This window comes from Marinobacter sp. DUT-1 (genome assembly GCF_050379415.1).
GTDB lineage: Bacteria > Pseudomonadota > Gammaproteobacteria > Pseudomonadales > Oleiphilaceae > Marinobacter.
The window spans coordinates 71,972-98,029 of the sequence record NZ_JBNRLS010000005.1; the positions used below are offsets into that span (position 1 = coordinate 71,972).

Below are 26,058 nucleotides of genomic sequence, written 5' to 3' on the forward strand. Positions count from 1 at the left end.
CTTACTCTCCAGCCCGGTAGCGGTAAGTACGAGCGACAACCTGCATATCAAGCTGTTCTCCATCTCCGCCTGTTGGTTTGATGGTTAAATCGTGCAGTGTCACGATCCGTGGAAGGCTTGCAACACTGCTCACAAATGACGCCAACTCGTGATAGGTGCCGGAAACCCGGATATTGATGGGCAATTCGGCATAGAAGTCACGCTGCTGCTCCGGCTGCAATTTGATTTCCTGCAACGACAGGCCGCTGCCAAGCGCGGTGTTGGTGATGTCCTCGAGCAGGCCGGGTACTTCGGTTTCACTGGGCAACTGACGTACCAGCGCGCCAAAGGTTTCCTCCATTTCAGCCATTTGTGCCTTGAACACATCCAGGTTGGCTACCTGGTAGGCCTTTTCCTCGTATTTCTTACGCAGCTCCTGTTCGGTTTTCTGCACCCGCTCGAGCTGGGCATACTGATCCTTGACGAAAAACCAGTACCCGCCACCGACGATCAGTCCAAACACGATCAGGGCAACAATAACCTTGACCGGTGTCGGCCAGATACCGGCATTGTTGAGGTCCAGATCGTTGACGTCGAATTCATTCAGACTTTTAAGAGAGTCCGCGAGGCTCATTACTTATCCTCCCCTTCGGGCTCGGGGGTTTTCTGTTTCACAGACAGGTTGAACTGGCTGTATCCGGCGCGGCGCTGATCGGCAGCGGCAACATTGGAGAGGTTTGGATCGGCGAACCAGTCTGACTTCTCGAAATCGCGCATGAGGGTGGAAATACGGCTGTTGGACTCGGCCATCCCGACAATCTGGATGCTATCGCCGGTTTTCTTCAGATCGGTATAGAACAGGCCGTCCGGCAGGGTCCTGACCAGCTCATCGAAGACGCGAACAATGACTGGACGCTTGCCCTGGAGATCCTGGATCACCTGCATCCGCGCCAGCAACTCGTCACGCTTGCGCTTGAGATTCTCGATCTCCTTGATCTGGGCATCCAGCTTTTTCGAAGCCGTCTCTATGTAGGCATTACGGGACTGCTGGTAGGCAATCCGGTTGTCCATGTCGGTCTTCCAGAGGAACACACTACCGGCTCCGATAATGGCAGCCGCCAGGATCATGACCACGAACTGCTTCTGCTTCTCGGCACGCAGCTCTTCCCGCCAGGGTCTGAGGTTAATCTTTGCCATCAGTCGAAGCTCCTCATTGCCAGGCCACACGCTATCATCAGTGAGGGTGCATCGTTACTGAGTGCCGATGCGTTAACCCGGGACCCCACGGCCATGTCGGCAAAGGGGTTTGCCACCAACGCGGGCGTTCCGGTCTTTTCCTCCACCATTTCGATCAGGCCCTGGATAGACGCGGTGCCACCGGCAAGTACCACATAGTCCACAGCGTTGTACTGACTGGCGCCAAAGAAGAACTGGAGGGCCCGGGCCACCTGCTGAACCACGGCTTCCCGGAAGGGAGTCAGCACCTCGGACTCATAATCATCAGGCAGGCCGCCCTGCTTCTTGGCAAGTCCGGCTTCTTCGAGCGACAAACCATAGCGGCGCTGGATTTCTTCGGTCAGCTGCTTGCCACCGAAAATCTGTTCGCGGGTGTAGACGGTCGTCCCGCCTGCGAGCACGCTCAACGTGGTCATGGTCGCGCCGATATCGACAATGGCGACCACCAGTTCTTCACCCTGGGAATCGAGCTGTGGCTCGATCAGGGCATAGGCGCGCTCAAGTGCATAGGCTTCCACGTCCACGATCTTGGTGGTAAGACCCGCAATCTCCAGCGCGTCTTCCCGGATATCGACATTTTCCTTCCGACACGCTGCCAGCAATACATCAACCTGATCGGGATTGGTTTCTGATGGCCCCTGTACCTCGAAGTCGATCGCAACTTCATCCAGGGGATAGGGAATGTACTGGTCTGCCTCCAGGGCGATCTGGTCTTCCATCTCGAATTCATTGAGACCGCCATCCATCTGAATCAGCTTGGTGATGACAGCAGAGCCGGAGACCGCCACCGCAACCTGCTTCAGGCTGGTACGGGACTTGGACGCGACGCGCTTGAGAACCTCGCCCACCGCCTCAACATCCGTGATGTTTTTTTCTACCACGGCATTGGCTGGCAACGGTTCCACCGCGTAGCTTTCAACTTTGTACCGGCCGCCCTGTTTTGACAGCTCCAGAAGTTTGACCGAGCTGGAGCTTACATCCACGCCCAGCACTGCACTGGATTTCTTTCCGAACAATCCGAACACGCGCTCACCCTATACCTGGTTACATGCACCCGGTTAAATAACTTATGTGTTTTTTATGTAAGAGAATTTCTTCTGCTTTCCGTCTACAATGCCTGTTCTTCTTTTTGAGATGCATTGCTTAACAGCGAAGTGAGTTACTCTTCCTAAAGCAATTTCTCAAATGATAGACCTATATCCAACAGTTGTCAGAAAAAAATGTCTCATTTGTTGCGTACATCTCGTCTTTTTGCCTGGCTGTTTCTAACTGGACTGAGTGTCGCAGTTATTACGGCGTCAGGCTTCTATCTTTATCTTCGTCCCGGGCTGCCTCCCGTCGAGCAGTTACTGGAGATCAAGCTCCAGACGCCGCTGAGGGTCTACAGCGAGGACAACAGATTAATAGCAGAATTCGGTGAAAAGAGAAGGGCACCAATCACAATCGAACAGATCCCTACAATTCAGTTACAAGCCTTCATGGCCGCTGAAGACGCCCGCTTTTACGAGCACTTCGGAGTCGATATCAAAGGCCTGATGCGGGCTGCAGTGCAATTGGTCTCCACCGGGGAAATCCAGTCCGGTGGCAGCACGATCACGATGCAGGTTGCAAAAAATTACTTTTTGTCACGGGATCGGACCTTTATACGAAAGTTCAACGAGATACTTCTGGCTCTTCAGATAGAGCGTGAGCTCGACAAGAATCGCATTTTCGAGCTGTATCTGAACAAGATCTACCTGGGCAACCGGGCCTACGGTATTGCCGCGGCGGCACAGGTGTATTATGACAAACCGGTCAATGAGCTGACATTGGCACAAATGGCCATGCTGGCTGGCCTGCCCAAGGCTCCGTCAGCCTATAACCCCCTTGCCAACGCCGAGCGCGCACTGATCCGCCGCAACTGGATCCTCGGGCGCATGCAGGAACTGGGATACATTACCGCTGACGCATACGAGCTGGCGGTAAACGCCCCCCTGACAGCCAGTTACAACACCACTGAAGCAGAAGTGGATGCTGACTATGTTGCGGAAATGGCCCGGGCCGAAATGGTGCGCCGGTTTGGCGAGGACGCGTACACCGACGGCTACTCCGTTACCCTGACCGTAGAAGGCGACAAGCAACAGACGGCAACTGAGGCCCTGCGTGCAGGCCTGGAAGCTTATGACCGACGCCATGGCTTCCGCGGGCCCATCGGCCAACTCGACCCTTCAGAACTGAAGGAACGCGAGCTTTCCGATCTGGTGCGGAATTACCCGCGAGTCGAGTCTCTACTACCTGCGATTGTCACTGCGGTCAATGACGATGAACCGCAGGTCGGGGTCCACGTCAGGGGCCTAGGCGCAGCCGTCATGCCTTTCGAAACCATGACCTGGGCCAAACGCTACAAAACCGAGGACCTGACCGGACCAGAACCGAAAAAACCATCGGACGTGGTTGCCATCGGCGACGTGGTTTACGTCAAACCGCAAACCCCGAGCATCGTTGATCCGGAAACTGGAAGCACCGAAGAGCCTCAGACCACCCCGGTCACGGTGGCCCTGAGCCAGGTGCCGAAAGTTGAAGGCGCACTGATTTCTCTCGAGGCCGATACCGGCGCCATCGAGGCGCTTGCCGGCGGCTACAGCTTCAACCAGAGCAAATACAACCGGGCCACCCAGGCCGATCGCCAGCCCGGCTCCACCTTCAAGCCGTTCCTGTATCTGACCGCCCTCGAGAACGGGATGACCCCGGCAACCATCTACAATGATGCGCCGATCGTGTTCGAGGACTCGGAACTGGAAACCGCCTGGCGCCCGGAGAACTCTTCAGGTCGCTTTGGCGGCCCAACCCGGCTGCGAGAGGCGCTTTACCGCTCGAAGAACCTCGTATCCGTCAGGCTTTTGCGCGATGTCGGCATCAGGACCACGCTCGAGAACCTCGAGCAGCTTCGTATCCCTGTGGACAACATGCCGGACAACCTGTCCCTGGCCCTCGGCAGCGGCCTGATCACCCCTATGCAACTGGCCCGCGCCCAGGCGGTGATTGCCAACGGCGGCTTTGACGTGGAACCCTATCTCATCAAAGAAATTCGCGATATGAACGGTGAGGCGATCTATCAGGCTCCGAAAACCATCCTGTGCGAGGAAAACTGCGACGACCTGGTCGCCGAGGAAGAGCTAAGCGAAAAGCCTGAATCACTGACAGACACTAACCCGAAAGATCTGACCAGCGAAGGATTGACAGATACCCGTGACGACAAATCGGTTCGCATCATGAAGCGGCTTGCCGATGAGCGCTCTGTCTACATTCTGCACTCGATGATGCAGGACGTGGTCCGCCGCGGTACTGGCCGCCGGGCGCAAGCCCTTGGCCGCAGTGACATCGCCGGCAAGACCGGGACCACAAACGAGCAGCGGGACACCTGGTTTGCCGGCTTTAACCACAAGGTCGCCACCACCGTGTGGGTGGGCTTCGATCAGCCGGCCCCCCTGGGCCGCGGCGAGTATGGCGCCAGCACCGCCCTTCCGATCTGGATCGATTACATGCAGGTCGCACTCAAGGACGAGCCGCCCGCCGTGATGCCCCGCCCGAATGGCATTGTGAACGTGCGCATCAATCCGGAAACCGGCGAACGGGCCAGACCGGGAGAGGAAGGAATATTCGAGCTGTTCAAGGAAGAGGAGGCTCCGCCGGCTCTGACCGCCGAGGACGGCAATGGCGGAGGCACCAACAATGGTGACAGCGACCTCTCCCGTCAGCTCTTCTGACCTACGGCCTTCAGGCACAAAAAAACCGGCGGGATCACCGCCGGTTTTTTTAAATCCTGAGAACGATCAGATGATGTCGTCCATGGACTTGAGCGGGTAGTGAGCCGGGTACGGGTTGCGAGCAACACCGGAATCCACTGCTGCACGTGCAACCGCAGCCGGAACCACTTCCAGCAGACGCACATCCATCGGCTTCGGAATGATGTATTCCTTGCCAAACTCGAACTTGTCTACGCCATAGGCCTCGCAGATCTCCTGCGGCACCGGCTCCTTGGCCAGCTCACGAATAGCGTTGACGGCAGCCACCTTCATCTCCTCGTTGATCGCGGTGGCACGAACGTCCAACGCTCCACGGAAAATGAACGGGAAGCCCAGCACGTTGTTTACCTGGTTCGGATAGTCGGAGCGACCGGTCGCCATGATAAGGTCATCACGAACAGAGTTTGCGAGCTCCGGGCTGATTTCCGGGTCCGGGTTGGAACAGGCGAACACGATCGGGTTCGGAGCCATTTTCTTCAGCTGCTCGGCTGACAGCAGATCCGGACCGGACAGACCAACAAAAACGTCCGCACCATCAATGGCGTCGTCCAGTGTGCGCTTGTCGGTATCGTTGGCGAACATCGCCTTGTACTGGTTGAGATCGTCACGACCAGAGTGGATCACACCCTTGCGGTCGAGCATGAAGATGTTCTCAGAGCGAATACCGCAGCTGATCAGCAGCTTCATACAGGCGATAGCGGCCGCACCGGCACCCAGGCACACCACTGTCGCTTCTTCAATTTTTTTGCCCTGCAGCTCAAGGGCATTGATCATGCCGGCTGCAGTCACGATTGCCGTACCGTGCTGATCATCATGGAAGACGGGCACGTTACACTTTTCGATCAACGCTCGCTCAATCTCGAAGCACTCAGGTGCCTTGATGTCTTCAAGGTTGATACCGCCAAAGGTATCCGCGATACGCTCAACCGTTTCAATAAACGCCTGCGGGCTTTCGGAATTGACCTCGATATCAAAGACGTCAATCCCGGCAAAGCGCTTGAACAGTACGCCCTTGCCTTCCATTACCGGCTTGCTTGCCAGCGGACCCAGGTTGCCCAGACCAAGAATCGCGGAACCGTCGGAGATGACAGCCACCAGGTTGCCCTTGGCGGTGTACTTGTATGCGTTCTCCGGGTCCTTTGCGATCTCGCGGACCGGTTCGGCAACCCCGGGGCTATACGCCAGGGAAAGGTCGCGGGAGGTCTGGGTCGGCTTGGTGATTTCAACACTCAGCTTACCAGGCCGCGGCTTGGCGTGATATTCAAGGGCTGCTTCTTTCAGATCTTGAGACATTGCCACTGTTCCGTTTGTCACGTTTAAAGGTAATGAACCGCTGGAGCCAGGAAGCCTCCCCACCCAGCGGAGCGCGCCATTATGGCCCGCCCGTCCCGAAACGACAAGTGGCAACAGCGCATTTTATGAACAGTCAATAGGGCTAATTGCGTATATCGCAAGACGCTACACGCTGAAAAATACCCATAAAAAAAGCGCCCGGAGGCGCTTTTTTGCGTGCAACTGTCAATATCAGGACTTGTTGCCACCGATACGGCCACCGAAACGCTTGTTGAAACGCTCGATACGACCACCGGTGTCCATAACCTTCTGCTTGCCGGTATAGAACGGGTGACACTGGGAACAAACATCCAGCTGCAGATCGTGGCCAACGGTAGAACGGGTCTTGATGACGTTACCGCAGGAGCAGGTAGCGGTAATGTCTTCGTACTTCGGGTGAATACCTTCTTTCATGGCGAACCTCTTTGGTCATGCCGCTACCCGGTCGCGGGGAATCAATCCCTGGCGCCTGGCACCGCATGTTTGAATCAAAGTGAAAGGCGAGGCACAATCATGCCCTGCCGAAAACAGACCGGGAATAATACTTGCAATCCCTGTTACAGGCAAGCCTTACGGGCGCTTCATTCCCTGCCTCGCAGCCACAATACCATCAGGCTGCCGGGCTCGATCCCTAAGTGAAAACCACGACATCACCAAAAATGGAGTCCCGAGTGCCCCGAACCGCACGAATCGCCCTCAACCGGCCATTACGTAGACTGTTTGATTACCTGATCCCTGAAGGCATGCAGGTTACCCGGGGGCGAAGGGTGCAGATTCCGTTCGGCCGGCAACAGCTGACCGGCCTGGTGGTGGAAACGGATGTAGAGCCGCCCGAGGGCATCACCCTGAAAACCATCAGCCATGTTCTTGAGGGCTGGCAGGCACTGCCAACGGAAACCTTTGAACTCCTGAGTTGGGCCAGCACCTATTACCAGCATCCGCTCGGTGAATGCCTGTTCACCGCACTACCGCCCGCCCTCCGCAGGGGCCGACCGGCCCGGGAAAAAGAGGAAGATAGCTGGATCGCAAAAAGCTCGGGCAGTGAATTACCGGCCAATGCCCACCGTCAGAAAGCCCTGTTGCAATGGCTGGGCCAGCAACCGGCTCCCGCCAGTACCGGCACCATCATCAAGGCCGGTTTTACCCGTGCCCAGGTCAACGGCCTGGCGGGGAAGCAGCTGATTGAAAAAGCGCAGCAAAACCATAACCTGGCAGCCGCAGCTGAATCACCGGGCCTTCGACCAATCCTGACACCCGCCCAACAGTGTGTGGCAAGCCAGCTTCCCCCAGACCAGAAAGGCTTCGATGCCACGTTGTTGTACGGGATCACCGGTAGCGGTAAAACCGAGATCTACCTTCACTATCTCAAGGAGTGCCTGACCGACAAAGGCCAGGCTTTGGTACTGGTACCGGAAATCAATCTGACCCCGCAAACCGTTGCCCGTTTCCGGCATTACTTCGGGGACCGCATCGTGGTCTGGCATTCGGCTCTGAATGACAGCGAACGATTGAATACCTGGCTCAAGGTCCGCCGCGACGAACCAGTCATCCTGATCGGTACCCGGTCCGCCGTACTGCTGCCCTTCACCGGCCTGGAAACCATCATCGTTGACGAAGAGCACGACAGCTCCTACAAGCAGGGCGAGGGCTTCCGTTATTCAGGCCGGGACCTGGCGGTTTATCGGGCCCACCTGAACCAGTGCCCGATCATACTGGGCTCGGCCACTCCATCCCTGGAGTCCTACCACAATGCCCGCTTGGGCAAGTACCGACTGGTACGACTGGAGGAACGGGCGAAAAAGGCGGTACCGCCCACCCTCAGCCTGCTCGATATCCGCAGTCGTCCGCTGGAAGGAGGTCTTGCCCGTCCTGCGCTGAACGCCATTCGGGACACCCTCGACAAGGGAGAGCAGGCCCTGGTGTTCGTGAACCGCCGCGGCTATGCCCCGGTCATGATGTGTTTTGACTGTGGCCACATGGTCGAATGCCCCCGCTGTGACACACGCCTGACCTACCATCGCCGGGACCGCGCCATGCGCTGCCACCACTGCGACTACCAGACGGCCGCCACCAGCCATTGCCCGAAGTGCCAGAGCGAGGCGTTCAAACCGGTTGGTCAGGGCACCGAGCGGACCGAAGACACGCTTGCCGAAGCTTTCCCCTCGGTCCCGGTGGTTCGGGTCGACCGGGACAGCACCCAGAGAAAAGGCAGCATCCAGGCCATCCTGGAAAAGGTAAACAGCGGTGCGCCCTGCGTGCTGGTGGGAACCCAGATGCTCGCCAAGGGCCACGATTTCCCTAATGTAACTCTCGTGGTGGTGGTGAATGCCGACGGTGGACTGTTCAGCGTGGATTTCCGCGCACCCGAGCAGCTCATCCAGACCCTGCTCCAGGTCAGTGGACGGGCCGGCCGCGGCACCAAGGCCGGCAAGGTGCTGATCCAGACCTGCCACAGCGATCATCCGCTACTCAAATCACTGTGCACAGAGAACTACCTGAGCATTGCCGACCAACTGATGGCAGAACGGGAACAGGGCCAGTTCCCGCCATTCCGGCACATGGCCATCTTCCGCGCCGAAGCTGGCACCATGCAGAGCAGCCTGGAACTGCTGGATGCCATCAAGCCCTCCGCCTCCGGCCCCGGCATCGAAACCTGGGGCCCCCTGCCCGCCCTGATCGCCCGCCGCGCCGACCGTCACCGCGCCCAACTGATTCTGCTCAGCAGTCAAAGGGGCCGGCTCAACGCCGTTCTTGCCGGCATCTGCCAGCACCTGGACCAGCAGAAGCTTCCGCCGAAGGTAAAATGGATGGTGGATGTGGATCCGATGGAGATTGGGTAACAACTTCACCAACCACTCCATCACTCGGGATTTTCTAAGTTTTCGTGGCGGGAATGGACATCAGCCTGCACAGTGCTAATATCATGAATACATATTAACACTTCTATACTTGCACTAATCATATAAGGCCTCTTCCAGAGACTCTACCAAGTATTGGACTAGGCAAATAAAATTCAGGGAGATTGGCATGCCAGGGAGACTTCCCCTACTCGGTTTAACATTATCTGCGACTTTCTTGTTGTCTGCGTGTGGCGGCGAAGAGTACTCCCAACCTCTGGCTCCTCAGGGCAACCCACCTTCCCCCCTGTTTGAGCCATGGACCCCGCCAACCAACACCCAGACGGAAACAGGCGATTCCGAACCAGCAGTTTCACTGCCCATCAGCCCTGGCTATTACGAGACAACTGTAAGCGTTGAAGGCGGCAGCACCTACTCAGGGGCTGCGACCATCCTCGATCCAGACGGGAATTTCGTTACGTTCATATCACCGAATGACGCAACGTTTGGAGTATTGGTGGGAGCGGGGGAAAACCAGATTATTGGCGCTGGCACCAATATTTTCTATTCGGATACATGGAGCCAAGTCGATGGTTCTGTAAGCGGACAAGCAACAGATTTAGAATCCGCCACACTAGATGTCGAAGCACCAGACACTGGTTACCGATCGGTGGTTGAACTCTCCAGAAACAACTCCATCAGCGATACGCCCATTTCTCTTGCAGAGCTATCCGGCTCATATCTGATGCAGGATACCGGCCTCGTCACAACCCAAATAACCATCGATTCGGACGGCATTGTCACCGGCACTGACCAGCGCGGCTGCATCTTTAATGGCTCGGCAAACATTCCCGACGGATCCGTTAACGTTTTCCAGGTACGCTTCACTGCAGAAAACTGTGGTAGCTCTGGAGGCTCAAACGCAGAACAGCGAAATGGAAATTACGCCGCATTGGGAATTTTCGGGGGCGACCAGGTACTCGTCGTTGGAACAAACGGTGTGGTGATCGCTTACTTCCGGGGACTCAAAAACTGAATTGGCAAAAAGCCCGGCCCCAGCGCCGGGCTTTTTGCTTACATCCAAACTTTCCGCGATAATACCCGCCTTCTGTTTCCATCGGGCACCCTGCCCTGACACCCATTCTCCAGTAAACCGAGTCATCTGACAGCATGAAAGAGACCGTTTCCGAGCTGCTCCAGTCTGCGCTGGCGGCGCTGCAATCTGAAGGCACCCTGCCCGCGGACCAGACTTTTACCCCGCAAGTAGGCAACACCAAGGACAAGGCCCACGGCGATTACGCCTGCAACATTGCCCTGGTTGCTGCCAAAGCCGCAGGCTGCCCGCCACGCCAACTGGCGGAGGCCCTGGTGGACCGATTGCCGGAGAGCAAGGCGGTGGCCAAGGTGGAGATTGCCGGGCCCGGCTTCATCAATTTTTTCATGAGCACGGCCAGTGCGTTCGAAATCGTGGAAACCGTCCTGAACGAGGCGGACCGGTTTGGCCGTAACGACAGCGGCAAAGGCGAGAAGGTGCAAGTGGAGTTTGTCTCGGCCAACCCCACCGGCCCCCTGCACGTGGGCCACGGTCGTGGCGCAGCGATTGGTGACAGCCTGTGCCGGCTGCTGGAAGCGAATGGCTACAACGTTACCCGCGAGTTCTACTACAACGATGCCGGCGCCCAGATCAACAACCTGGCGCTGTCTGTCCAGTCCCGTGCCAAGGGTCTGACACCCGACGATGACAGCTGGCCGGCTGACGGTTACCGGGGCGACTACATTATTGATGTGGCGAGATCCTACCTGGCGGGTGAAACCGTAACTGCCGACGACCGGGAAGTTACCGGCAAGGGCGACCCGGAAGATATGGATGCCATCCGCGAGTTTGCGGTGGCCTACCTGCGCCGGGAGCAGGACCTGGACCTGAAAGCCTTCGGCGTGCACTTTGACGTCTATTTCCTCGAATCCTCCCTGTACCAGGACGGCAAGGTCGAAGCCACCGTCAAGCGTCTTCAGGAAAACGGCTACACCTATGAGCAGGATGGCGCCATGTGGCTGCGCACCACCGAGTTCGGTGATGACAAAGACCGGGTGATGCGCAAGAAGGATGGCGGTTACACCTACTTCCTGCCGGATGTGGCCTACCATCTCGACAAGTGGCAGCGGGGCTTCACCACCGTCATCAATGAACAGGGGGCGGACCACCACTCCACCGTCACCCGGGTCAGGGCTGGCCTCCAGGCACTGAAGGCCGGCATCCCCCAGGGCTGGCCCGATTACGTGCTGCACCAGATGGTCATGGTCACCCGCTCTGGCCAGGAAGTGAAGATTTCCAAACGTGCCGGAAGCTACGTCACTGTGCGCGATCTGATCGACGAAGTCGGCCGGGATGCCACCCGGTTCTTCCTGGCGGCACGCCGGGTAGACTCACAGTTGACCTTCGATATCGACCTGGCCCGCTCCCAGACCAATGAAAACCCGGTCTATTACATCCAGTATGCCCATGCCCGGATTTGCAGCGTACTGCGCAAACTCGCGGACGAAGGGGTTAACCGCGACCGCCATGAATGCATTGGCGACCTGTCGATTCTGGCCCTGGATGAGGAAAAGGACCTGGCCAACCAGCTGGCCAAATACCCGGAACTGATCACCAACGCCGCCGCCCAGCGAGAGCCGCACCATGTGGCCCACTACCTGCGCGAGCTGGCCGGGCAGTTCCACACCTATTACAACGCGCACAAGGTATTGGTTGAAGATACCGCCCTGCGGGATGCACGCCTGAGCCTGTACCTCGCGGTTCGCCAGGTACTCGAAAACGGCCTGGACCTGCTGGGCGTCAGCGCACCGGAAGTGATGTAAGACAACCCAATGGCCCGAGACTACGCCCGCAAAGACCGGCCCAGCCGGTCTTCCGCCACGCCAAAGAAGGCGCCTGCAAAGCCTGCGCGCTCGAAACAGCGTGCCCGGCCTGCTGCACCGGCACACCGCCAGCACGGCAGCCTGTCACTGAAGTGGATCCTGTCCCTTGCAGCGGTGGGCGGCTTTATCGGGTTTATTGTGTACCTCAACTCCCTGCCGACCACCAGCCAGCAACCCAAGGCACCGGCACAGGAGCAAAAATCGGTACAAAAGGCACCGGCGACGGCCACCCAGGAGGAAAAGAAGCAGAACTTCCGTTTCTACGAAATGCTGCCAGAATCCGAAGTGGTGCCGCCCGAGGTAGAGGAATACAGCCCCTCCCCGAGCAAACAGAACTTCGATTACCTGGTCCAGTCCGGCTCCTTCCGCAGCCGTGAAGACGCTGAACGCCAGCGTGCCCAGATTGCCTTCCTGGGATTGCGTGCCAGCGTCCAGCGGATCGATCTGGACAACGGTTCCGTCTGGTACCGGGTCAATGTCGGGCCGTTCACCTCCCGCAGCCAGATGAACTCGGCCATCGATAAGCTGGTTTCACTGAACATCCAGCCTTTGATTCGGAAGATTCCCAAAGAGGGCTGACCTCTTCTGTTGGTGGAAGCACCTTTCGGGGACGTGATTCTGCTGCCCCTCGAAATCACCGCGGCCTACTCATCAGCTTGGGGCCGGGTTCGGTATGCAGCCATCCAAAACTGTGCGGAGCCAAGGATGGCGGAGCTCAAGCGCCACATGGACGTGCCGCAAGGAGCGTGTTTTGGATGGCTGCATACCGAACCCGGCCTTCCACCGAAACTCAGACTCTTGAATTCTCCGCCACTGCCTCCATTACTTCGGAATACCAATTTCAAACAGGCAATTGGAGCCCCAATGACTACCATTCTCTCTGTCCGGCGAGACGACGAAGTCGCCATGGGCGGCGACGGCCAGGTTTCCCTTGGCAACACCGTGATGAAAGGCAACGCCCGCAAGGTACGCCGTCTCTATAACGGCCAGGTGATTGCCGGCTTTGCCGGAGGCACCGCGGACGCCTTTACCTTGTTCGAACGATTCGAAGCACAACTGGAAAAACACCAGGGCAACCTGACCCGGGCTGCAGTTGAGCTTGCAAAGGACTGGCGAACGGACCGGGCCCTCAGGAAGCTCGAGGCTCTGCTGGCCGTGGCGGACAAGACCGCCTCGCTGATCATTACCGGCAACGGTGATGTCATCGAGCCCGAGCAGGGCCTGATCGCCATTGGTTCCGGTGGTCCCTTTGCCCAGGCATCAGCCCGTGCCCTGCTTGAGAATACCGAGCTATCCGCCCATGAGATTGTGGAAAAAGGCCTGGATATCGCGGCCGACATCTGTATCTACACCAACCACAATCGCACCGTTGAAGTGCTACCCACCAAAGATTGATCCGGAGCGACCATGTCTGCAATGACTCCCCGAGAGATTGTCCACGAACTCAACAAACACATCGTGGGTCAGGAAGAAGCCAAACGCGCGGTGGCCATCGCGCTGCGGAACCGCTGGCGCCGGATGCAGCTGGACAGCAGCCTGCGGGACGAGATTACTCCAAAGAACATCCTGATGATCGGCCCCACCGGTGTCGGCAAGACCGAAATTGCCCGCCGTCTGGCCAAGCTGGCCGATGCCCCGTTCCTGAAAGTGGAAGCCACCAAGTTCACCGAAGTGGGCTATGTCGGCCGGGATGTGGAGTCCATTGTCCGTGATCTGGCGGACATGGCAGTGAAAATGTTGCGCGAAAAGGAAATGAAACGCCACGAGAGCCGGGCCCTGGATGCCGCCGAGGAACGGATCCTGGACGCCCTGCTACCCCCTCCCCGCGACTTCAACGAAGAGAGCCAGCGGGCCAGCAACGACTCCTCGACCCGCCAGCTGTTCCGCAAGAAGCTGCGCGAAGGTGAACTCGATGACAAGGAAATCGAGATCGACCTGCGCAGCGCGGGTGCCGGCGTGGAGATCATGGCACCTCCGGGCATGGAGGAGATGACCAATCAGCTGCAAAGCATGTTCTCCAACCTGTCTTCCGACAAGCGCAAGACCCGAAAGATGAAGGTGGCCGACGCGCTCAAGCAGGTCAAGGATGAGGAAGCAGCCAAACTGGTCAACGAGGAAGAGATCAAGCAAAAGGCCATTCAGGCGGTGGAGCAGAATGGCATTGTGTTTCTCGATGAGATCGACAAGGTGGCCAAGCGGTCGGAAAACACGTCTTCTGACGTTTCCCGGGAAGGCGTGCAGCGGGATCTGTTGCCACTGATCGAGGGTAGCACGGTAAGCACCAAGTACGGTTCGGTGCGCACCGATCATATCCTGTTCATCGCTTCCGGCGCCTTCCACCTGTCCAAGCCGTCGGACCTGATTCCGGAGCTGCAGGGCCGTCTGCCCATTCGGGTTGAACTGCAAGCGCTCACGCCGGATGACTTCAAGCGGATCCTCACGGAGCCCGATGCATCACTGGTTCAGCAGTATGAAGCGCTGATGGCGACCGAGGGAGTCAAGCTGACCTTCGGCGAAGATGCCATTGCCCGGATTGCGGAGGTGGCCTGGAAGGTCAATGAAACCACCGAGAACATCGGCGCCCGTCGTCTGCATACCGTGCTGGAAAGATTGCTGGAAAGCCTGTCCTACGATGCTGGTGATGCGGTGACCGAGAGCTTTGAGGTGACCGCAGAGTATGTGGACGAGAAGCTTGGGGAGTTGTCCGAGGATGAGGATCTGAGCCGGTATATTCTCTGACGGGAAGATGGGGTCAGATGAAAGCATTCATCAGACCCCGGCCAGGACATCAACTCCGAGCTCTAGCGGAATCCCTGGGGTCAGATGAAAGCTTTCATCTGACCCCTTTTTCATTCAGTCACTGGGCCCTGGAGAAAAGATGCGTCACGTTCTCCAGACCGGCCGCAATTTTTCCCTTCTCCGACTGCTTCTTCCTGCCTTTCGCCACATACAGCGGCAACATCTCGCCATACAGACTGGTGCTGATCGTCCTCTGCTCGTCCTCGAGCCGATCGCGGCGCAGCTTGATACCGTAACGGGCCAGTTTCGGCTCCAGTTCGTCGGCCCGGTTGAGCAGGTCCCGACGGGTCATCTGGTAAGCGTGCTCGCAGACCATCCGGCGACTCTGGAAACTGAACACGTTGGAGAAAAACAGCTTGGCATCGTCCCGGGTCGGCTCGAACAGGAGAATCTCCTTGTCCGGATAGTCCCGTGCGTACTGGGCGATGCCGGACTGCATTCGGGAGTACACCATGGTCCGAAGGGTCTGGGACAGCAGGTTGGGCATGCCTGAGCGGGTGAGCTCCCCCGGCTTCATGGTGCCGGCCCGCACGGCGGCGCTGGCGTCGATGGGTACCTGAGGGTTCACCGCAAACACCACATCAGCTCCATCCTCGAAGGCAACCGAGGCATGCAGCCCTTTGCGCAGCGTGCCATCAACATAGTAACGGCCGTCGATTTCCACCGGCACGTAGAGCCCGGGCGAGGATGTGCTGGCCTGGATGGCTTTGGAAATCGGCACGTGGTCAAAACCGGGCGCTCCGAAACACACGGCTTCGGTGCTTTCCACATCGGCAGCCACCACATAGAGGCTGTGTTTCAACTCCCGGAAATCGTTGGTACGCCCGAGCATGGTGAAGGCGCGCTTGAGGTAGTCGTGCAGCCCTTCGTTGTCGAACAGGCCGGCCGGGGCCGCTTGGGCCAGAATAGTCAACGCCTCCAGGAAACTCTGATCGTAGGGGTTATTGATGAACCGGCTGACGGCGGTAGACATCAGGCCCGGTACCGCCAACAGACGGCTGCCGATCTCCCGGAATGCCGGACGATAAAAGACTTCCGGATGAAACGGATGCACCTCAGCCTCATTTCGCACAAAAATCCGGCACAGCTGCGCCGTGGTCATCTGGTTCGCCAGATTGGCAGCGGCAAAGGAGCCGGCATTGACACCCACATAGACGTCCAGATTGTTGAAATCCAGACCATCAAGTGCCTCATCCAGCGCTCTGAGCGCACCGATCTCGTAGATACCGCCCAGCGGACCACCGCCACCAAGGGCGAGGCCGATTCTGGGTTTCGGTTTGAGTTCTGTTGAGGCGCTCATAATCAGTCATTCTCCGGACTGTATGGTTGTCGGTATCCCTTTGGCCACAACATAACAGTCGAATTTAGAAAACACACCCTATATTCCCGGGCCAGGGCAGGAGGTCAGGAAACGGCCTGTTCAGAGATTGCCATGGAGGACGTTCGTCCGGGGCGCAGATAGCGGCCGAAGCCGGCGTTCCGCAACGCCAGATCCACACAACTCTTGATGACATGGGGAGAATCCAGCAACAGAACATCTTCCAGAAGCTGTATCGCCCACTCACGGCTGATGCTCCGGATGACCGACTTCACCTTGGGCAGGCTCGCCGCGTTCATGGACAGGGAGTCATAACCCATGGCCATCAGCAGCAGCGCCCCACCGGGATCACCTGCCAACTCACCGCAAATGCCCACCGGCTTGCCGACAGCGTGGGCGTCCTGGGCAATCCGGACCAGGGCCTGGAGCACTGCCGGGTGATAGGAATGATACAGCTGCGCCACCCTGGGGTTATTGCGATCCACCGCCAGCAGGTACTGGGTCAGGTCATTGGAGCCCACAGACAGGAAATCCACCCGGTCCGCCAACTCTCGAATCTGGTAGACCGCCGCAGGAATTTCCACCATAACGCCGACCTTCGGCATATGGATGTCATAGCCCTCTTCCCTCACCTCGTGATAGACCCGGTATATCAGGTGCAGGGATTCCTCGACTTCCGAGATGTTGCTGATCATGGGCAGCATGATCTGCAGATTGTTCAGCCCCTCACTGGCCTTCAGCATGGCCCGGACCTGTACCAGGAAGATTTCCGGGTGGTCCAGGGTTACCCGGATGCCACGCCAGCCCAGGAAGGGGTTCTCTTCATTTATCGGAAAATACGTGAGCGCCTTGTCGCCACCGATATCCAGAGTGCGCATGGTGACCGGGTTGGGCGCAAACGCCTCCAGCTGCTCCCGGTAATACTCCCGCTGCTCCTGCTCGGAGGGGAAGCGGTCCTTGATCATGAACGGTACTTCAGTGCGGTACAGGCCGATACCCTCAGCACCGTGGGAGAGAGAACGCACCACATCAGTCATCAGACCGGTGTTCACCAGCAGGGATACCCTGTGGCCATCGGTGGTCTCGCAGGGCTTGTCGCGAAGCGCCTCAAGTCCGCGGATCAGCTCATCCTCTTCATCGCAGATGGCCTGGTAGAAAGCGCGAAGATCCTGTGACGGCGAGGCGAAGATCTGGCCCTCGAAACCATCAACAATCAATTCCTTGCCATCGAGCTGGTTGACCGGGATATCCACCAGGCCCATCACCGTGGGCACGCCCATGGCCCGGGCCAGGATTGCCACGTGGGAGTTACTGGAGCCCTTGACCGACACCAGCCCCACCAACTGGCCCTTGGGCACTTCTCCGAGCATCGCCGGAGTCAGCTCCTCGCTGACGAGCACGGTTCTCTCCGGGTATACCAGGTGCTTCTGTTCACCTTCCTGCAAATGGGACAGCAGGCGCCGGCCGAGATCCCGGATATCCACCGCCCGCTCCTGCAGGTAGTGATCATCCATCATCTCGAAGTGGCGGACATACTGCTGGACCACCTGCTTGAGCGCACCCTGGGCCCAGATACCGTCAGCAATCTTGTTGGCCACTTCGCCGGGCAAGGCCTCATCCCCCAGCATACGAAGATAGACATCGAACAGCGCCTGTTCTTCCGGGCGGAGCTGGCTGGCCAGTCGCTTCGCCACGCGTTCGATATCTTCCCGAACCGCCTTGACCGCGGCCTTGAACAGCTTCAGCTCACCGTCGATATCTTCCGTTGGCTTTTCCGGAACCACATCAAGGTCGGCCGCCGGATAGACCACTACACCAGAGCCAATCGCGACACCGGGGGCACCGGGCACACCGTTGAAGCTGACATCCCGGGCCTCTTCGCCGGTCAGGGACAGGCCACTGATTGCACCAGTCGCCTCACTGTGGGCAATAACCCCGGCCAGCTGGGCGGAGACCGTCACCAGGAAGGCTTCTTCACCCTCATCAAAACACCGGGAGCTTTCCCGCTGCTGAACAACGAGCACACCAAGTACCCGGCGATGGTGAATGATGGGAACCCCCAGGAAGGAACGGAAACGCTCCTCACCGGTCTCCGGGAAATAGCGGTAACGGGGATGGGACGGAGCGTCTTCCAGGTTGATGGGCTCCTCGCGGGAGCCCACCAGACCGACCAGACCCTCCGAGTAACCCAGGCTCACCTGACCAACCGCCTTGCGGTAGAGGCCCTCGGTAGCCATCAGGATATAGCGGTTGGTGGCGGGGTCGAGCAGATAGACGGAACAGACCTCGGTGTTCATGGCCTTTTGCACCCGCGATACAATGATATCCAGCGCCTCCTGCAGATCGCGGGCGCTGTTTACCTCTTGTACAAGACTTCGCAGTATGCTCAGCATGGCAGGGTCATTCCGTCATCTTGAGTGATCCTTCAGCCGCCGGTTCTGCTCGGCTTTCCGCCACTGTTCCATGTTGTAGAACAGTCGTGGAGCCAGCTCCCGCAGCGCACGTCTGTATACTTCTCGTTTGAATGAAACCACCTGGCCCAGCGGGTACCAGTAGCTGACCCACTGCCACCCGTCGAATTCCGGTGAATCCGTGCCGTCCACACGCACTTGCGCGTCCGGCGATAACATCCTCAGCAGGAACCATTTCTGTTTTTGGCCCACACACACAGGGTGTGAGTTATGGCGCACCATCCTCCTCGGAAGACGGTACCTGAGCCAGCCCCGGGTACAGCTGATGATCTCCACATCACTGGCTGTGAGGCCGATTTCCTCTCCAAGCTCCCGGTACAGTGCATCCTCCGGTGATTCGTTGTGCTGGATACCACCTTGGGGAAACTGCCAGGAGTCCTGACCTATTCGCCTTGCCCAGAGAACTTCGCCCCTGTGGTTGGCCAGAATGATTCCGACATTGGGTCTGAAACCGTCTGAATCGATCACGGCACAGTCCTCGCAAAAGTCGGCCGCCGGTCAATTTCTGACCGGCGAGAATTGTCCAAGTTGCTCTCATTCTTACAGAATCCCAAGGGTTCGGCAAACGGAGCCGATGCCGACAGGTCATGGTAGACTGTGAGCCTTCCTGAAAGCCCTTGTAACAGCGGAGGACACCCTTTGACGCTCGCACTTTTTGATCTGGACAACACCCTGCTGGCTGGCGACAGCGACCACGCCTGGGGCGAATTTCTGGTGGAAGAAGGCCTGGTCGATGCCGAGGAATACCGCAAGGCCAACGACCGGTTCTACGAGGAATACCTGAACGGCGAGCTGGACATCTTTCACTACCTCCGCTTCGCCCTGCAGCCGTTGGCCCGGCATGAAATGGACGAATTGCTGGCGTGGCGCGAAGCCTTTCTTGAGAAGAAAGTACGCCCGATGATGCAGGACAAGGCCCGGGAACTGCTCGACCAGCACCGCCAGCAGGGCCACACGCTGATGATCATCACCGCCACCAACCGCTTCGTCACCGAACCGATTGCGGACCTGCTGGGCGTTGAGCACCTGATCGCCACCGAGCCGGAACTGGTCAATGGCCGGTATACCGGGGAAGTTGCCGGTGTCCCCAGCTTCCAGGACGGCAAGGTGACCCGGCTGAACGACTGGCTTGACCATCACAGACGCACCCTGGAAGGGGCCTGGTTCTACAGCGACTCCCATAACGATGTGCCGCTTTTGAAGCAGGTGGAAAACCCGGTGGCGGTGGATCCGGATCCGAGGCTGGAGGCGCTGGCGAAGGAATCGGGGTGGCCGGTGATTTCTTTGCGGGGGTGATTTCAGGAAGAAAGAGGGGTCAGAAGAAGGCTTTCTTCTGACCCCGAATCGCAAGGCAGGGGTCAGATGAAAGTTTTCATCAGACCCCGGGAATCAAGACCCTGAGCGTTAGATTGGGGTCTGAAGAAAGCCTTCTTCTGACCCCGTTTTCAGGTCCTTCACATAAACCCGGTCAGCGAGCGCACGAAGCACGACTTGATGTAATCCGTCTCCGGAATCCCCGGAATCACCGGGTGATCCGGCGCCTGATGGCCCTGCTCCAGCAGCTGAACAAACCTGTCAATTTTCCGGCCGCTGCTTCGAATAATGTCGATCAGCTTTTCCTGGGACAGATGCATGGAACAGGATGCGGAAACCAGCAAGCCATCCCGCTCAAGCAGCCGCAACCCCAACTGATTCAGGCGGGCATAGGCCTGCTCACCGGCCTTCTGGTCCCGGCGACGGGGAATCAGGGCCGGCGGATCCAGCACTACGATGTCATATTTTTCTTTCTCGTCCGCCAGGGCCTTGAGCGCTTCGAAGGCATCGCCCTCGATGGTTTCGATATTGTCGAGCCCGTTGATCTTCGCATTATGGTGTACCGCATCGATCGCCGTTGCAGAGGCGTCGACACAAGTCACTTGGGTAGCGCCGGCACAGGCGGCCTGCAGCCCCCAACCACCGACATAACTGAACACATCCAGCACCCGCTTACCGGGCGCGTAGGCCTGCAACCGCTGACGATTCATGCGGTGATCGTAGAACCACCCGGTTTTCTGACCACCGGCCAGCGGCACCTCGAAGCGAACGCCATTCTCCTCGACCGGCAGAAGATCCGCCACCGGCCCGTGCGCCTGCTCGACGTAGGTATCCAGCCCCTCAACCTTCCGCATCTTGCCGTCGTTTTTCAGGATGATCGCATTGGCATGCACCAGACGCTGAACGGCGCGAACAATCGCCTCCTTCATCAGCTCCATGCCCGCCGTGGAAATCTGCACCACTACGGTATCCCCGAAACGGTCAACCACCAGCCCGGACAATCCGTCACTGTCGCCAAACACCCAGCGATAGAACGGCTTGTCGAACAGCCGCTCCCGCATTGCCAGCGCAAGCTCCATCCGCTCGGTCAGCCGCTGCGGCGTCATCCCCTGGGACGGATTCCGGCTGATCAACCGGCCACAGATCAACGCATGGGGATTAACAAACACCGTGCCCAACGGCTTGTCATTGGACGCCCGCAGCTCGGCCTGATCACCGGGCTGGAACTCGGTCAGCGGCGTACGACGGGTATCGACCTCATTGCTGTAAACCCACAAATGGCCGGCACGGAGGCGGCGTTCAGCGCCTTTTCGAAGATACAAAATCGGGAAATTCATCAGATACACCAGCCAAACAAGAAATCAATGGATGCGAGATTATAGCCAATTGGTCACTGCACCCAGACATGGGAGCAGTCGGGCAGGGCTTGAGCGTGTTTCGGAAAGCCCACCCTGAAACACGCATGCTCCCAAACTGCTTATTCCTCCGCAGCCACATGCTCGGCGTAAGCGGTGGCATCCATCAGGCCATCCAGCTCACCGGCATCCTCCAGCTTCACCTTGAACATCCAGCCGTCGCCATACGGATCCTCATTGACCAGCTCCGGCTCATCCTCAAGATTCTCGTTGACCGCAATCACCTCACCGGTCACCGGACTGAACACATCCGAGGCCGACTTCACCGACTCGGCCACGCCGGCTTCCTCACCACCGTTGACCGTCACCCCGACATCCGGCACACCGATGTACACCACATCGCCGAGCTGCTCCTGGGCAAAATCGGTAATACCTACGGTAGCGGTGCCATCGTCAGCCACCCGCACCCACTGGTGGGTCTCAATGTATTTCAGATCTGCGGGGATATCACTCATGATTGTGCTTCCTGTTGAATTTTTCGCGCAGTTTAACGCAAGAACCTAGCCCCAGCGAACCTCCCGGGCCAGGTTCATGAACGAATCCAGGTAATCGACCTCACAATCCCGTTCACGGAGGCCCAGAAAGATCTGCTTGGGCAGCCCTTCCTTCCCCAGACGCACCGGAACCACCGGGAGTTTCTCAGCATACTCCGCCACCAGCCATTTCGGCAGCGCCGACACGCCCCGCCCGGCGGCGACCATCTGCAACATGATGTCCGTCGTCTCGATGGTCTTGTGCCGGGCCGGGCTGGCGTGAGCGGGCAAAAAGAACCGGGTATAGATATCCAGCCGCTCCACTTCCACCGGATAGGTGATCAGGGTTTCCCGCTCCAGGTCTCCGGGCACGACAAACTCCCTGCTCGCCAGGGGATGATCCCGGGAGACCACCAGCACCTGCTCGTAATCGAACACCGGCTCAAACACCAACCCCGGCCGATGCAGCGGGTCCGGAGTTACCAGCATATCAATATCATGCCCGAACAGGGCGCCGATCCCGCCAAACTGGAATTTCTGTTTCACATCCACATCCACATCCGGCCAGCGCTCAAGGTAGGGCCCAACCACCTTGAGCAACCACTGATAACAGGGATGACACTCCATGCCGATCCGGAGTGTCCCGCGCCGCCCACTGGCAAATTGACCGATAACTTCTTCCGCGTGTTCAAGCTGGGGGAGAAGGCGATTCGCCAGCGACAGCAGATACTCACCCGCCTGGGTCAGCCGTAACTGACGACCATCCCGCAGCCACAAGGGTGTGTCCAGATAACGCTCCAGCTTGCGAATGGCATGACTGAGCGCCGACTGCGTGAGATGCAGGGACTCTGCTGCCGCTGTCAAAGAGCCGTCGCGATCAACGGCACGGAGAATCTCGAGATGGTGTCGATCAATCATGGGCCAATACACTAATTGGTGAATTTATTTCATGAACTACTGAAATAATACCATTTTTATTCATGCCACTGCCCGCCTACCCTGACCGACTCTTACCCGAAGCACAAATCAGACGTCAGGAGCAGAAGATGGTTACCACTCACTCACTGGGCTACCCCCGTATCGGCGCTCAACGGGAACTGAAATTCGCCCTGGAAGCCTACTGGCAAGGCCAGCTAACCGAGGAGGAGCTGGAGATTACCGCCGGAGACCTGCGGCGCCGACACTGGCAGGACCAAAAGACCCTGGACCTCGTCCCGGCAGGGGACTTTTCCCTGTACGACCAGGTGCTGGACATGAGCGAAACCCTCGGACACCTGCCCGAACGTGCGGGCAAACCGGGCGGGCACGCACTCGACCGGTATTTCCGGGCCGCACGCGGTCGCGGTGCCAATGACGATAGCTGCTGCGGCACCCAGGCCGGCGAAATGACCAAGTGGTTCGACACCAACTATCACTACATTGTCCCGGAGTTTCACCAGGACACGGAATTCCGGCTCGACAGCAGCCGGATACTGGCCCAGCTCGATGAGGCGCAGACTCAGGGTTTTCGTGCCAAACCGGTCATTATCGGCCCGGTGACCTATCTCTGGCTGGGAAAATCCAAGGACGGCAGCGATCCCCTGGCACTGCTGGAGCGCATTCTGCCCCTTTACGGTGACCTGCTCGACCAACTCGCCGAGGCCGGTGCGGAGTGGGTGCAGGTGGATGAGCCTGCCCTGGTCACCGAACTGGACGATCGCTGGCGCCACGCCTTCAGTCTTGCCTACCATCACCTAAAGGCTACCCGCCCGAAACTCCTGCTGACCACTTATTTCGGCCAGCTCCGGGACAACCTCCAGCTCGCCTGCGAATTGCCAGTGGCCGGGCTGCACCTGGATGCCGTTTCTGCCCGTCCTGAAGCCGACCGTCTGGCAGACTGGCTCGCGCCTCATAAAGTGTTGTCCCTGGGTGTCGTCAATGGCCGGAACGTCTGGAAAACCGACCTCAATGCCACCCTCGACTGGCTGGAACCATTGCATTCACGACTCGGCGAGCGGCTGTGGCTGGCCCCGTCCTGCTCACTGCTGCACGTTCCTGTCGACCTGGAACCTGAAGACAAGCTCGATCCGGACATTCGCCAGTGGCTTTCCTTCGGCCGGCAGAAACTCGGGGAGCTGGCCACCCTGGCCAGAGCCCTTAACACCGGCCGGAGCAGTGTTGCCCGGGACCTCGAGGACAACCGCATCGCGGTTGACTCTCGCAGGCTATCGCCGAAAACCCGCAATCCGAAGCTCCGCGAGGCCATGTCACTTATCACCCCACAGCTTGGCGAGAGAAACAGTGCTTTCGAGACGCGGCAGAAGCTCCAGAGCAAGGCTCTGCCCCTGCCCCTTTTCCCGACCACCACGATCGGCTCCTTCCCGCAAACCGGAGATATCCGGCAAGTGCGGCAACAGTACCGGGCCGGAAAACTGGGCAAAGGAGATTATCTGGCACGTATCAAACAGGAGATTGCCCATTGCATCCGTGAACAGGAGTCTCTGGGCCTGGATGTCCTGGTCCATGGCGAAGCGGAGCGAAACGACATGGTGGAGTATTTCGGGGAGCAGCTGGATGGTTATGCCTTCAGCCGGTTTGGCTGGGTCCAGTCCTACGGCTCACGGTGCGTCAAACCGCCGATCCTGTTTGGTGATATCACTCACTCCAAGGCAATGACTGTAGACTGGATCCGATATGCACAGTCACTGACCGACAGGCCCGTCAAGGGCATGCTCACTGGCCCGGTCACCATGCTGAACTGGTCCTTTGTCCGGGACGACCAGCCCCGGGCGGAGACCTGCTGGCAGTTGGCCCTGGCCATCCGCGAAGAGGTGCAGGAACTGGAGAGCGCAGGCATCCGGATCATCCAGATTGACGAAGCGGCGCTGCGGGAGGGCTTGCCCCTGCGAAAATCCGACTGGCAGGACTACCTGGACTGGGCCATCGACGCCTTCCGGATTGCCGCCAACGGGGTCGATGACACAACCCAGATTCACACCCACATGTGTTATTCGGAGTTCAATGACATCATTCAGGCGATTGCCCGGATGGACGCCGATGTCATTACCATCGAGACCTCCCGTTCCGATATGGAGCTCCTCGATGCTTTCCGGAATTTTGAGTATCCCAACGACATTGGCCCCGGTGTCTACGACATTCACTCACCCAACATGCCCGAACAGGCCGGGATCACTGCCCTGATGGAAAAGGCAGCGGAGAGGATTCCGGCCGAAAGGCTGTGGGTAAATCCGGACTGTGGCCTGAAAACCCGACAGTGGCGGGAGGTGCGGCCGGCCCTCAGGGCCATGATCACGGCAGCCAGGGAGCTGAGGAAAAGGCTGGAGCAACCGGCCGAGAACGGCGAACTGGAGACTCAGTAACCGGAGCTCTTCTGGTCCAGTTCGAACTCGAAGGCTCCGGCGCGATGAACTTTGGTGCTGAAGTGACCGTTCGGCTCGAGCTCGAACCAACGGTAACCCGGCGCCAGTGGCTCCACGGAAAAGTCCCTGGCGCCGGAGGTGAACTGGATACAGGTGGAGGGTGTGGCAAGCAGCTTCACCCCGTTCCGGGACTCTTCATGCTCCTGATGGACATGACCCCAGAGCACGATCCGCACCTGGCGATGACGGTCGATCACGGCCCAGAAGGCGTCGCGATTGCGGAGCCCGATTTCCTCCATCCAGTCCGCCCCGATATCTACCGGGTGATGGTGCAGTGTGACCAGCGTCGGGGTATCGGGATACTCGGACAGCGCGCGATCGAGAAACGACAGCTCACTCTCCGCCAGCTCACCGTAAACCTTGCCCTGGACGGAAGAATCGAGCAGGACGAACTGCCAGCCGCCCTGCAGAATCTGCCTGCGATCGGCCTGATAGTTCTTGGCAACCCGGTTGAGCATTGCCGAGTTGTCGTGATTGCCGGCCAGCCAGGCGGAACCGCAGTGGAAGCAGGAAAGACTGTCACCGAAAACGCGATACGCCTGTTCGGAGGCATCCTGAGCGAGGTCACCGGTGGCCAGGATCAGGTCCGGCTGGCCATGGGCCTGCAACACCTCATCGATCACGGCCGCGAGGCTGTTCCGAGTATTCACACCCAGCAAGGCACCGTCCTCACGGGCCATCAGATGGGGGTCTGTTATCTGGAGTACCCGCAAGGGGCGGGCCTCGTCCGATCTGGTCATGGCGAACCTGTTAAGCCTGCTGCA

The 26,058-nt window shown here is 58.6% G+C and carries 21 protein-coding genes; 9 read left to right on the plus strand and 12 right to left on the minus strand.

All coding sequences use genetic code 11. The features are described 5' to 3' along the window. Position 1: 1 nt before the first annotated feature. From ACQUTG_RS16260 to ACQUTG_RS16270, 3 genes are read right to left on the minus strand one after another with little or no spacing between them, the layout of a single operon-like run. The gene (locus ACQUTG_RS16260) at positions 2-613 is read right to left on the minus strand and encodes a type 4a pilus biogenesis protein PilO (RefSeq protein WP_428920411.1); all 612 of its coding nucleotides are present in this window, start codon (positions 611-613) and stop codon (positions 2-4) included. Continuing rightward, on the minus strand, positions 613-1,176 hold the full coding sequence (locus ACQUTG_RS16265; protein ID WP_428920412.1) for a PilN domain-containing protein: 564 nt from the start codon (positions 1,174-1,176) through the stop codon (positions 613-615). Before ACQUTG_RS16265 ends, ACQUTG_RS16260 begins: the two co-directional genes overlap by 1 nt. After that, positions 1,176-2,240 carry a pilus assembly protein PilM gene (locus ACQUTG_RS16270; RefSeq protein WP_428920413.1) on the minus strand — a complete coding sequence of 355 codons (1,065 nt, stop codon included), beginning with the start codon at positions 2,238-2,240 and terminating at the stop codon, positions 1,176-1,178. The genes ACQUTG_RS16265 and ACQUTG_RS16270 overlap by 1 nt, the downstream gene beginning before the upstream one ends. Before the next feature lie 195 nt (positions 2,241-2,435). Here ACQUTG_RS16270 and ACQUTG_RS16275 point away from each other — a divergent pair, with 195 nt between their 5' ends. Beyond that, positions 2,436-4,961 carry a penicillin-binding protein 1A gene (locus ACQUTG_RS16275; RefSeq protein WP_428920414.1) on the plus strand — a complete coding sequence of 842 codons (2,526 nt, stop codon included), beginning with the start codon at positions 2,436-2,438 and terminating at the stop codon, positions 4,959-4,961. Positions 4,962-5,027: 66 nt separating this feature from the next. Here ACQUTG_RS16275 and ACQUTG_RS16280 read toward each other — a convergent pair whose 3' ends face one another. Continuing rightward, the gene (locus ACQUTG_RS16280; protein ID WP_428920415.1) at positions 5,028-6,293 is read right to left on the minus strand and encodes a malic enzyme-like NAD(P)-binding protein; all 1,266 of its coding nucleotides are present in this window, start codon (positions 6,291-6,293) and stop codon (positions 5,028-5,030) included. A 231-nt stretch (positions 6,294-6,524) separates the two neighbouring features. Continuing rightward, positions 6,525-6,746 carry a 50S ribosomal protein L31 gene (gene rpmE, locus ACQUTG_RS16285; RefSeq protein WP_410330641.1) on the minus strand — a complete coding sequence of 74 codons (222 nt, stop codon included), beginning with the start codon at positions 6,744-6,746 and terminating at the stop codon, positions 6,525-6,527. A 257-nt stretch (positions 6,747-7,003) separates the two neighbouring features. Between rpmE and ACQUTG_RS16290 the strand changes: the two genes are divergently transcribed. The 6 genes from ACQUTG_RS16290 (at position 7,004) to hslU (ending at position 14,824) form a co-directional block, all read left to right on the plus strand. After that, the gene (locus ACQUTG_RS16290; protein WP_428920416.1) at positions 7,004-9,172 is read left to right on the plus strand and encodes a primosomal protein N'; all 2,169 of its coding nucleotides are present in this window, start codon (positions 7,004-7,006) and stop codon (positions 9,170-9,172) included. Positions 9,173-9,359: 187 nt separating this feature from the next. Continuing rightward, the gene (locus ACQUTG_RS16295; RefSeq protein WP_428920417.1) at positions 9,360-10,205 is read left to right on the plus strand and encodes a hypothetical protein; all 846 of its coding nucleotides are present in this window, start codon (positions 9,360-9,362) and stop codon (positions 10,203-10,205) included. A 134-nt stretch (positions 10,206-10,339) separates the two neighbouring features. Beyond that, positions 10,340-12,025 carry an arginine--tRNA ligase gene (gene argS, locus ACQUTG_RS16300; protein WP_428920418.1) on the plus strand — a complete coding sequence of 562 codons (1,686 nt, stop codon included), beginning with the start codon at positions 10,340-10,342 and terminating at the stop codon, positions 12,023-12,025. A gap of 9 nt (positions 12,026-12,034) precedes the next feature. Continuing rightward, entirely contained in the window at positions 12,035-12,664 is a 630-nt protein-coding gene (locus ACQUTG_RS16305; RefSeq protein WP_428920419.1) for an SPOR domain-containing protein, read from the plus strand. A gap of 285 nt (positions 12,665-12,949) precedes the next feature. Beyond that, complete coding sequence (hslV, locus tag ACQUTG_RS16310; RefSeq protein WP_092005633.1) at positions 12,950-13,480, plus strand: ATP-dependent protease subunit HslV; 531 nt, start codon at positions 12,950-12,952, stop codon at positions 13,478-13,480. Between the two features lie 12 nt (positions 13,481-13,492). After that, positions 13,493-14,824 carry an ATP-dependent protease ATPase subunit HslU gene (gene hslU / locus ACQUTG_RS16315; RefSeq protein ID WP_428920420.1) on the plus strand — a complete coding sequence of 444 codons (1,332 nt, stop codon included), beginning with the start codon at positions 13,493-13,495 and terminating at the stop codon, positions 14,822-14,824. 118 nt (positions 14,825-14,942) lie between these two features. On the opposite strand, the gene ACQUTG_RS16320 is transcribed toward hslU, so the two are convergent. The 3 genes from ACQUTG_RS16320 to ACQUTG_RS16330 all read right to left on the minus strand — a co-directional run bounded on the left by ACQUTG_RS16320 (position 14,943) and on the right by ACQUTG_RS16330 (position 19,141). Next, complete coding sequence (locus tag ACQUTG_RS16320; RefSeq protein ID WP_428920421.1) at positions 14,943-16,184, minus strand: patatin-like phospholipase family protein; 1,242 nt, start codon at positions 16,182-16,184, stop codon at positions 14,943-14,945. A 104-nt stretch (positions 16,185-16,288) separates the two neighbouring features. After that, positions 16,289-18,595, minus strand: a complete 2,307-nt coding sequence (gene ptsP / locus ACQUTG_RS16325; protein ID WP_428920422.1) for a phosphoenolpyruvate--protein phosphotransferase — start codon at positions 18,593-18,595, stop codon at positions 16,289-16,291. A 15-nt stretch (positions 18,596-18,610) separates the two neighbouring features. After that, the gene (locus tag ACQUTG_RS16330; protein ID WP_410330649.1) at positions 18,611-19,141 is read right to left on the minus strand and encodes an RNA pyrophosphohydrolase; all 531 of its coding nucleotides are present in this window, start codon (positions 19,139-19,141) and stop codon (positions 18,611-18,613) included. Between the two features lie 171 nt (positions 19,142-19,312). Here ACQUTG_RS16330 and ACQUTG_RS16335 point away from each other — a divergent pair, with 171 nt between their 5' ends. Further along, positions 19,313-19,969 carry an HAD family hydrolase gene (locus ACQUTG_RS16335; RefSeq protein WP_428920423.1) on the plus strand — a complete coding sequence of 219 codons (657 nt, stop codon included), beginning with the start codon at positions 19,313-19,315 and terminating at the stop codon, positions 19,967-19,969. A 158-nt stretch (positions 19,970-20,127) separates the two neighbouring features. On the opposite strand, the gene ACQUTG_RS16340 is transcribed toward ACQUTG_RS16335, so the two are convergent. From ACQUTG_RS16340 to ACQUTG_RS16350, 3 genes are all read right to left on the minus strand, one after another. After that, a complete protein-coding gene (locus ACQUTG_RS16340) occupies positions 20,128-21,324 on the minus strand; it encodes a class I SAM-dependent rRNA methyltransferase (RefSeq protein WP_428920424.1) in 1,197 nt (398 codons plus the stop codon). Between the two features lie 140 nt (positions 21,325-21,464). Further along, positions 21,465-21,857: a glycine cleavage system protein GcvH gene (gene gcvH, locus ACQUTG_RS16345; protein ID WP_428920425.1), complete on the minus strand. Its 393-nt coding sequence runs from the start codon at positions 21,855-21,857 to the stop codon at positions 21,465-21,467. A 45-nt stretch (positions 21,858-21,902) separates the two neighbouring features. Beyond that, the gene (locus ACQUTG_RS16350; RefSeq protein ID WP_428920426.1) at positions 21,903-22,793 is read right to left on the minus strand and encodes a LysR family transcriptional regulator; all 891 of its coding nucleotides are present in this window, start codon (positions 22,791-22,793) and stop codon (positions 21,903-21,905) included. A gap of 128 nt (positions 22,794-22,921) precedes the next feature. Between ACQUTG_RS16350 and metE the strand changes: the two genes are divergently transcribed. Next, positions 22,922-25,234: a 5-methyltetrahydropteroyltriglutamate--homocysteine S-methyltransferase gene (gene metE, locus ACQUTG_RS16355; protein ID WP_428920427.1), complete on the plus strand. Its 2,313-nt coding sequence runs from the start codon at positions 22,922-22,924 to the stop codon at positions 25,232-25,234. Here metE and cpdA read toward each other — a convergent pair. Further along, complete coding sequence (gene cpdA / locus ACQUTG_RS16360; protein ID WP_428920428.1) at positions 25,228-26,034, minus strand: 3',5'-cyclic-AMP phosphodiesterase; 807 nt, start codon at positions 26,032-26,034, stop codon at positions 25,228-25,230. The genes metE and cpdA overlap by 7 nt on opposite strands. Positions 26,035-26,058: the final 24 nt, after the last annotated feature.

Excerpts from the sequence above, each read along its gene's own strand:
- ACQUTG_RS16260 (WP_428920411.1), bottom strand. The coding sequence starts at position 613 with ATGAGCCTCGCGGACTCTCTTAAAAGTCTGAATGAATTCGACGTCAAC.
- ACQUTG_RS16265 (WP_428920412.1), bottom strand. The coding sequence starts at position 1,176 with ATGGCAAAGATTAACCTCAGACCCTGGCGGGAAGAGCTGCGTGCCGAG.
- ACQUTG_RS16275 (WP_428920414.1), top strand. The coding sequence starts at position 2,436 with ATGTCTCATTTGTTGCGTACATCTCGTCTTTTTGCCTGGCTGTTTCTA.
- ACQUTG_RS16280 (WP_428920415.1), bottom strand. The coding sequence starts at position 6,293 with ATGTCTCAAGATCTGAAAGAAGCAGCCCTTGAATATCACGCCAAGCCG.
- rpmE (WP_410330641.1), bottom strand. The coding sequence starts at position 6,746 with ATGAAAGAAGGTATTCACCCGAAGTACGAAGACATTACCGCTACCTGC.
- ACQUTG_RS16295 (WP_428920417.1), top strand. The coding sequence starts at position 9,360 with ATGCCAGGGAGACTTCCCCTACTCGGTTTAACATTATCTGCGACTTTC.
- argS (WP_428920418.1), top strand. The coding sequence starts at position 10,340 with ATGAAAGAGACCGTTTCCGAGCTGCTCCAGTCTGCGCTGGCGGCGCTG.
- ACQUTG_RS16305 (WP_428920419.1), top strand. The coding sequence starts at position 12,035 with ATGGCCCGAGACTACGCCCGCAAAGACCGGCCCAGCCGGTCTTCCGCC.
- hslV (WP_092005633.1), top strand. The coding sequence starts at position 12,950 with ATGACTACCATTCTCTCTGTCCGGCGAGACGACGAAGTCGCCATGGGC.
- hslU (WP_428920420.1), top strand. The coding sequence starts at position 13,493 with ATGTCTGCAATGACTCCCCGAGAGATTGTCCACGAACTCAACAAACAC.
- ACQUTG_RS16320 (WP_428920421.1), bottom strand. The coding sequence starts at position 16,184 with ATGAGCGCCTCAACAGAACTCAAACCGAAACCCAGAATCGGCCTCGCC.
- ptsP (WP_428920422.1), bottom strand. The coding sequence starts at position 18,595 with ATGCTGAGCATACTGCGAAGTCTTGTACAAGAGGTAAACAGCGCCCGC.
- ACQUTG_RS16340 (WP_428920424.1), bottom strand. The coding sequence starts at position 21,324 with ATGAATTTCCCGATTTTGTATCTTCGAAAAGGCGCTGAACGCCGCCTC.
- gcvH (WP_428920425.1), bottom strand. The coding sequence starts at position 21,857 with ATGAGTGATATCCCCGCAGATCTGAAATACATTGAGACCCACCAGTGG.
- ACQUTG_RS16350 (WP_428920426.1), bottom strand. The coding sequence starts at position 22,793 with ATGATTGATCGACACCATCTCGAGATTCTCCGTGCCGTTGATCGCGAC.
- metE (WP_428920427.1), top strand. The coding sequence starts at position 22,922 with ATGGTTACCACTCACTCACTGGGCTACCCCCGTATCGGCGCTCAACGG.
- cpdA (WP_428920428.1), bottom strand. The coding sequence starts at position 26,034 with ATGACCAGATCGGACGAGGCCCGCCCCTTGCGGGTACTCCAGATAACA.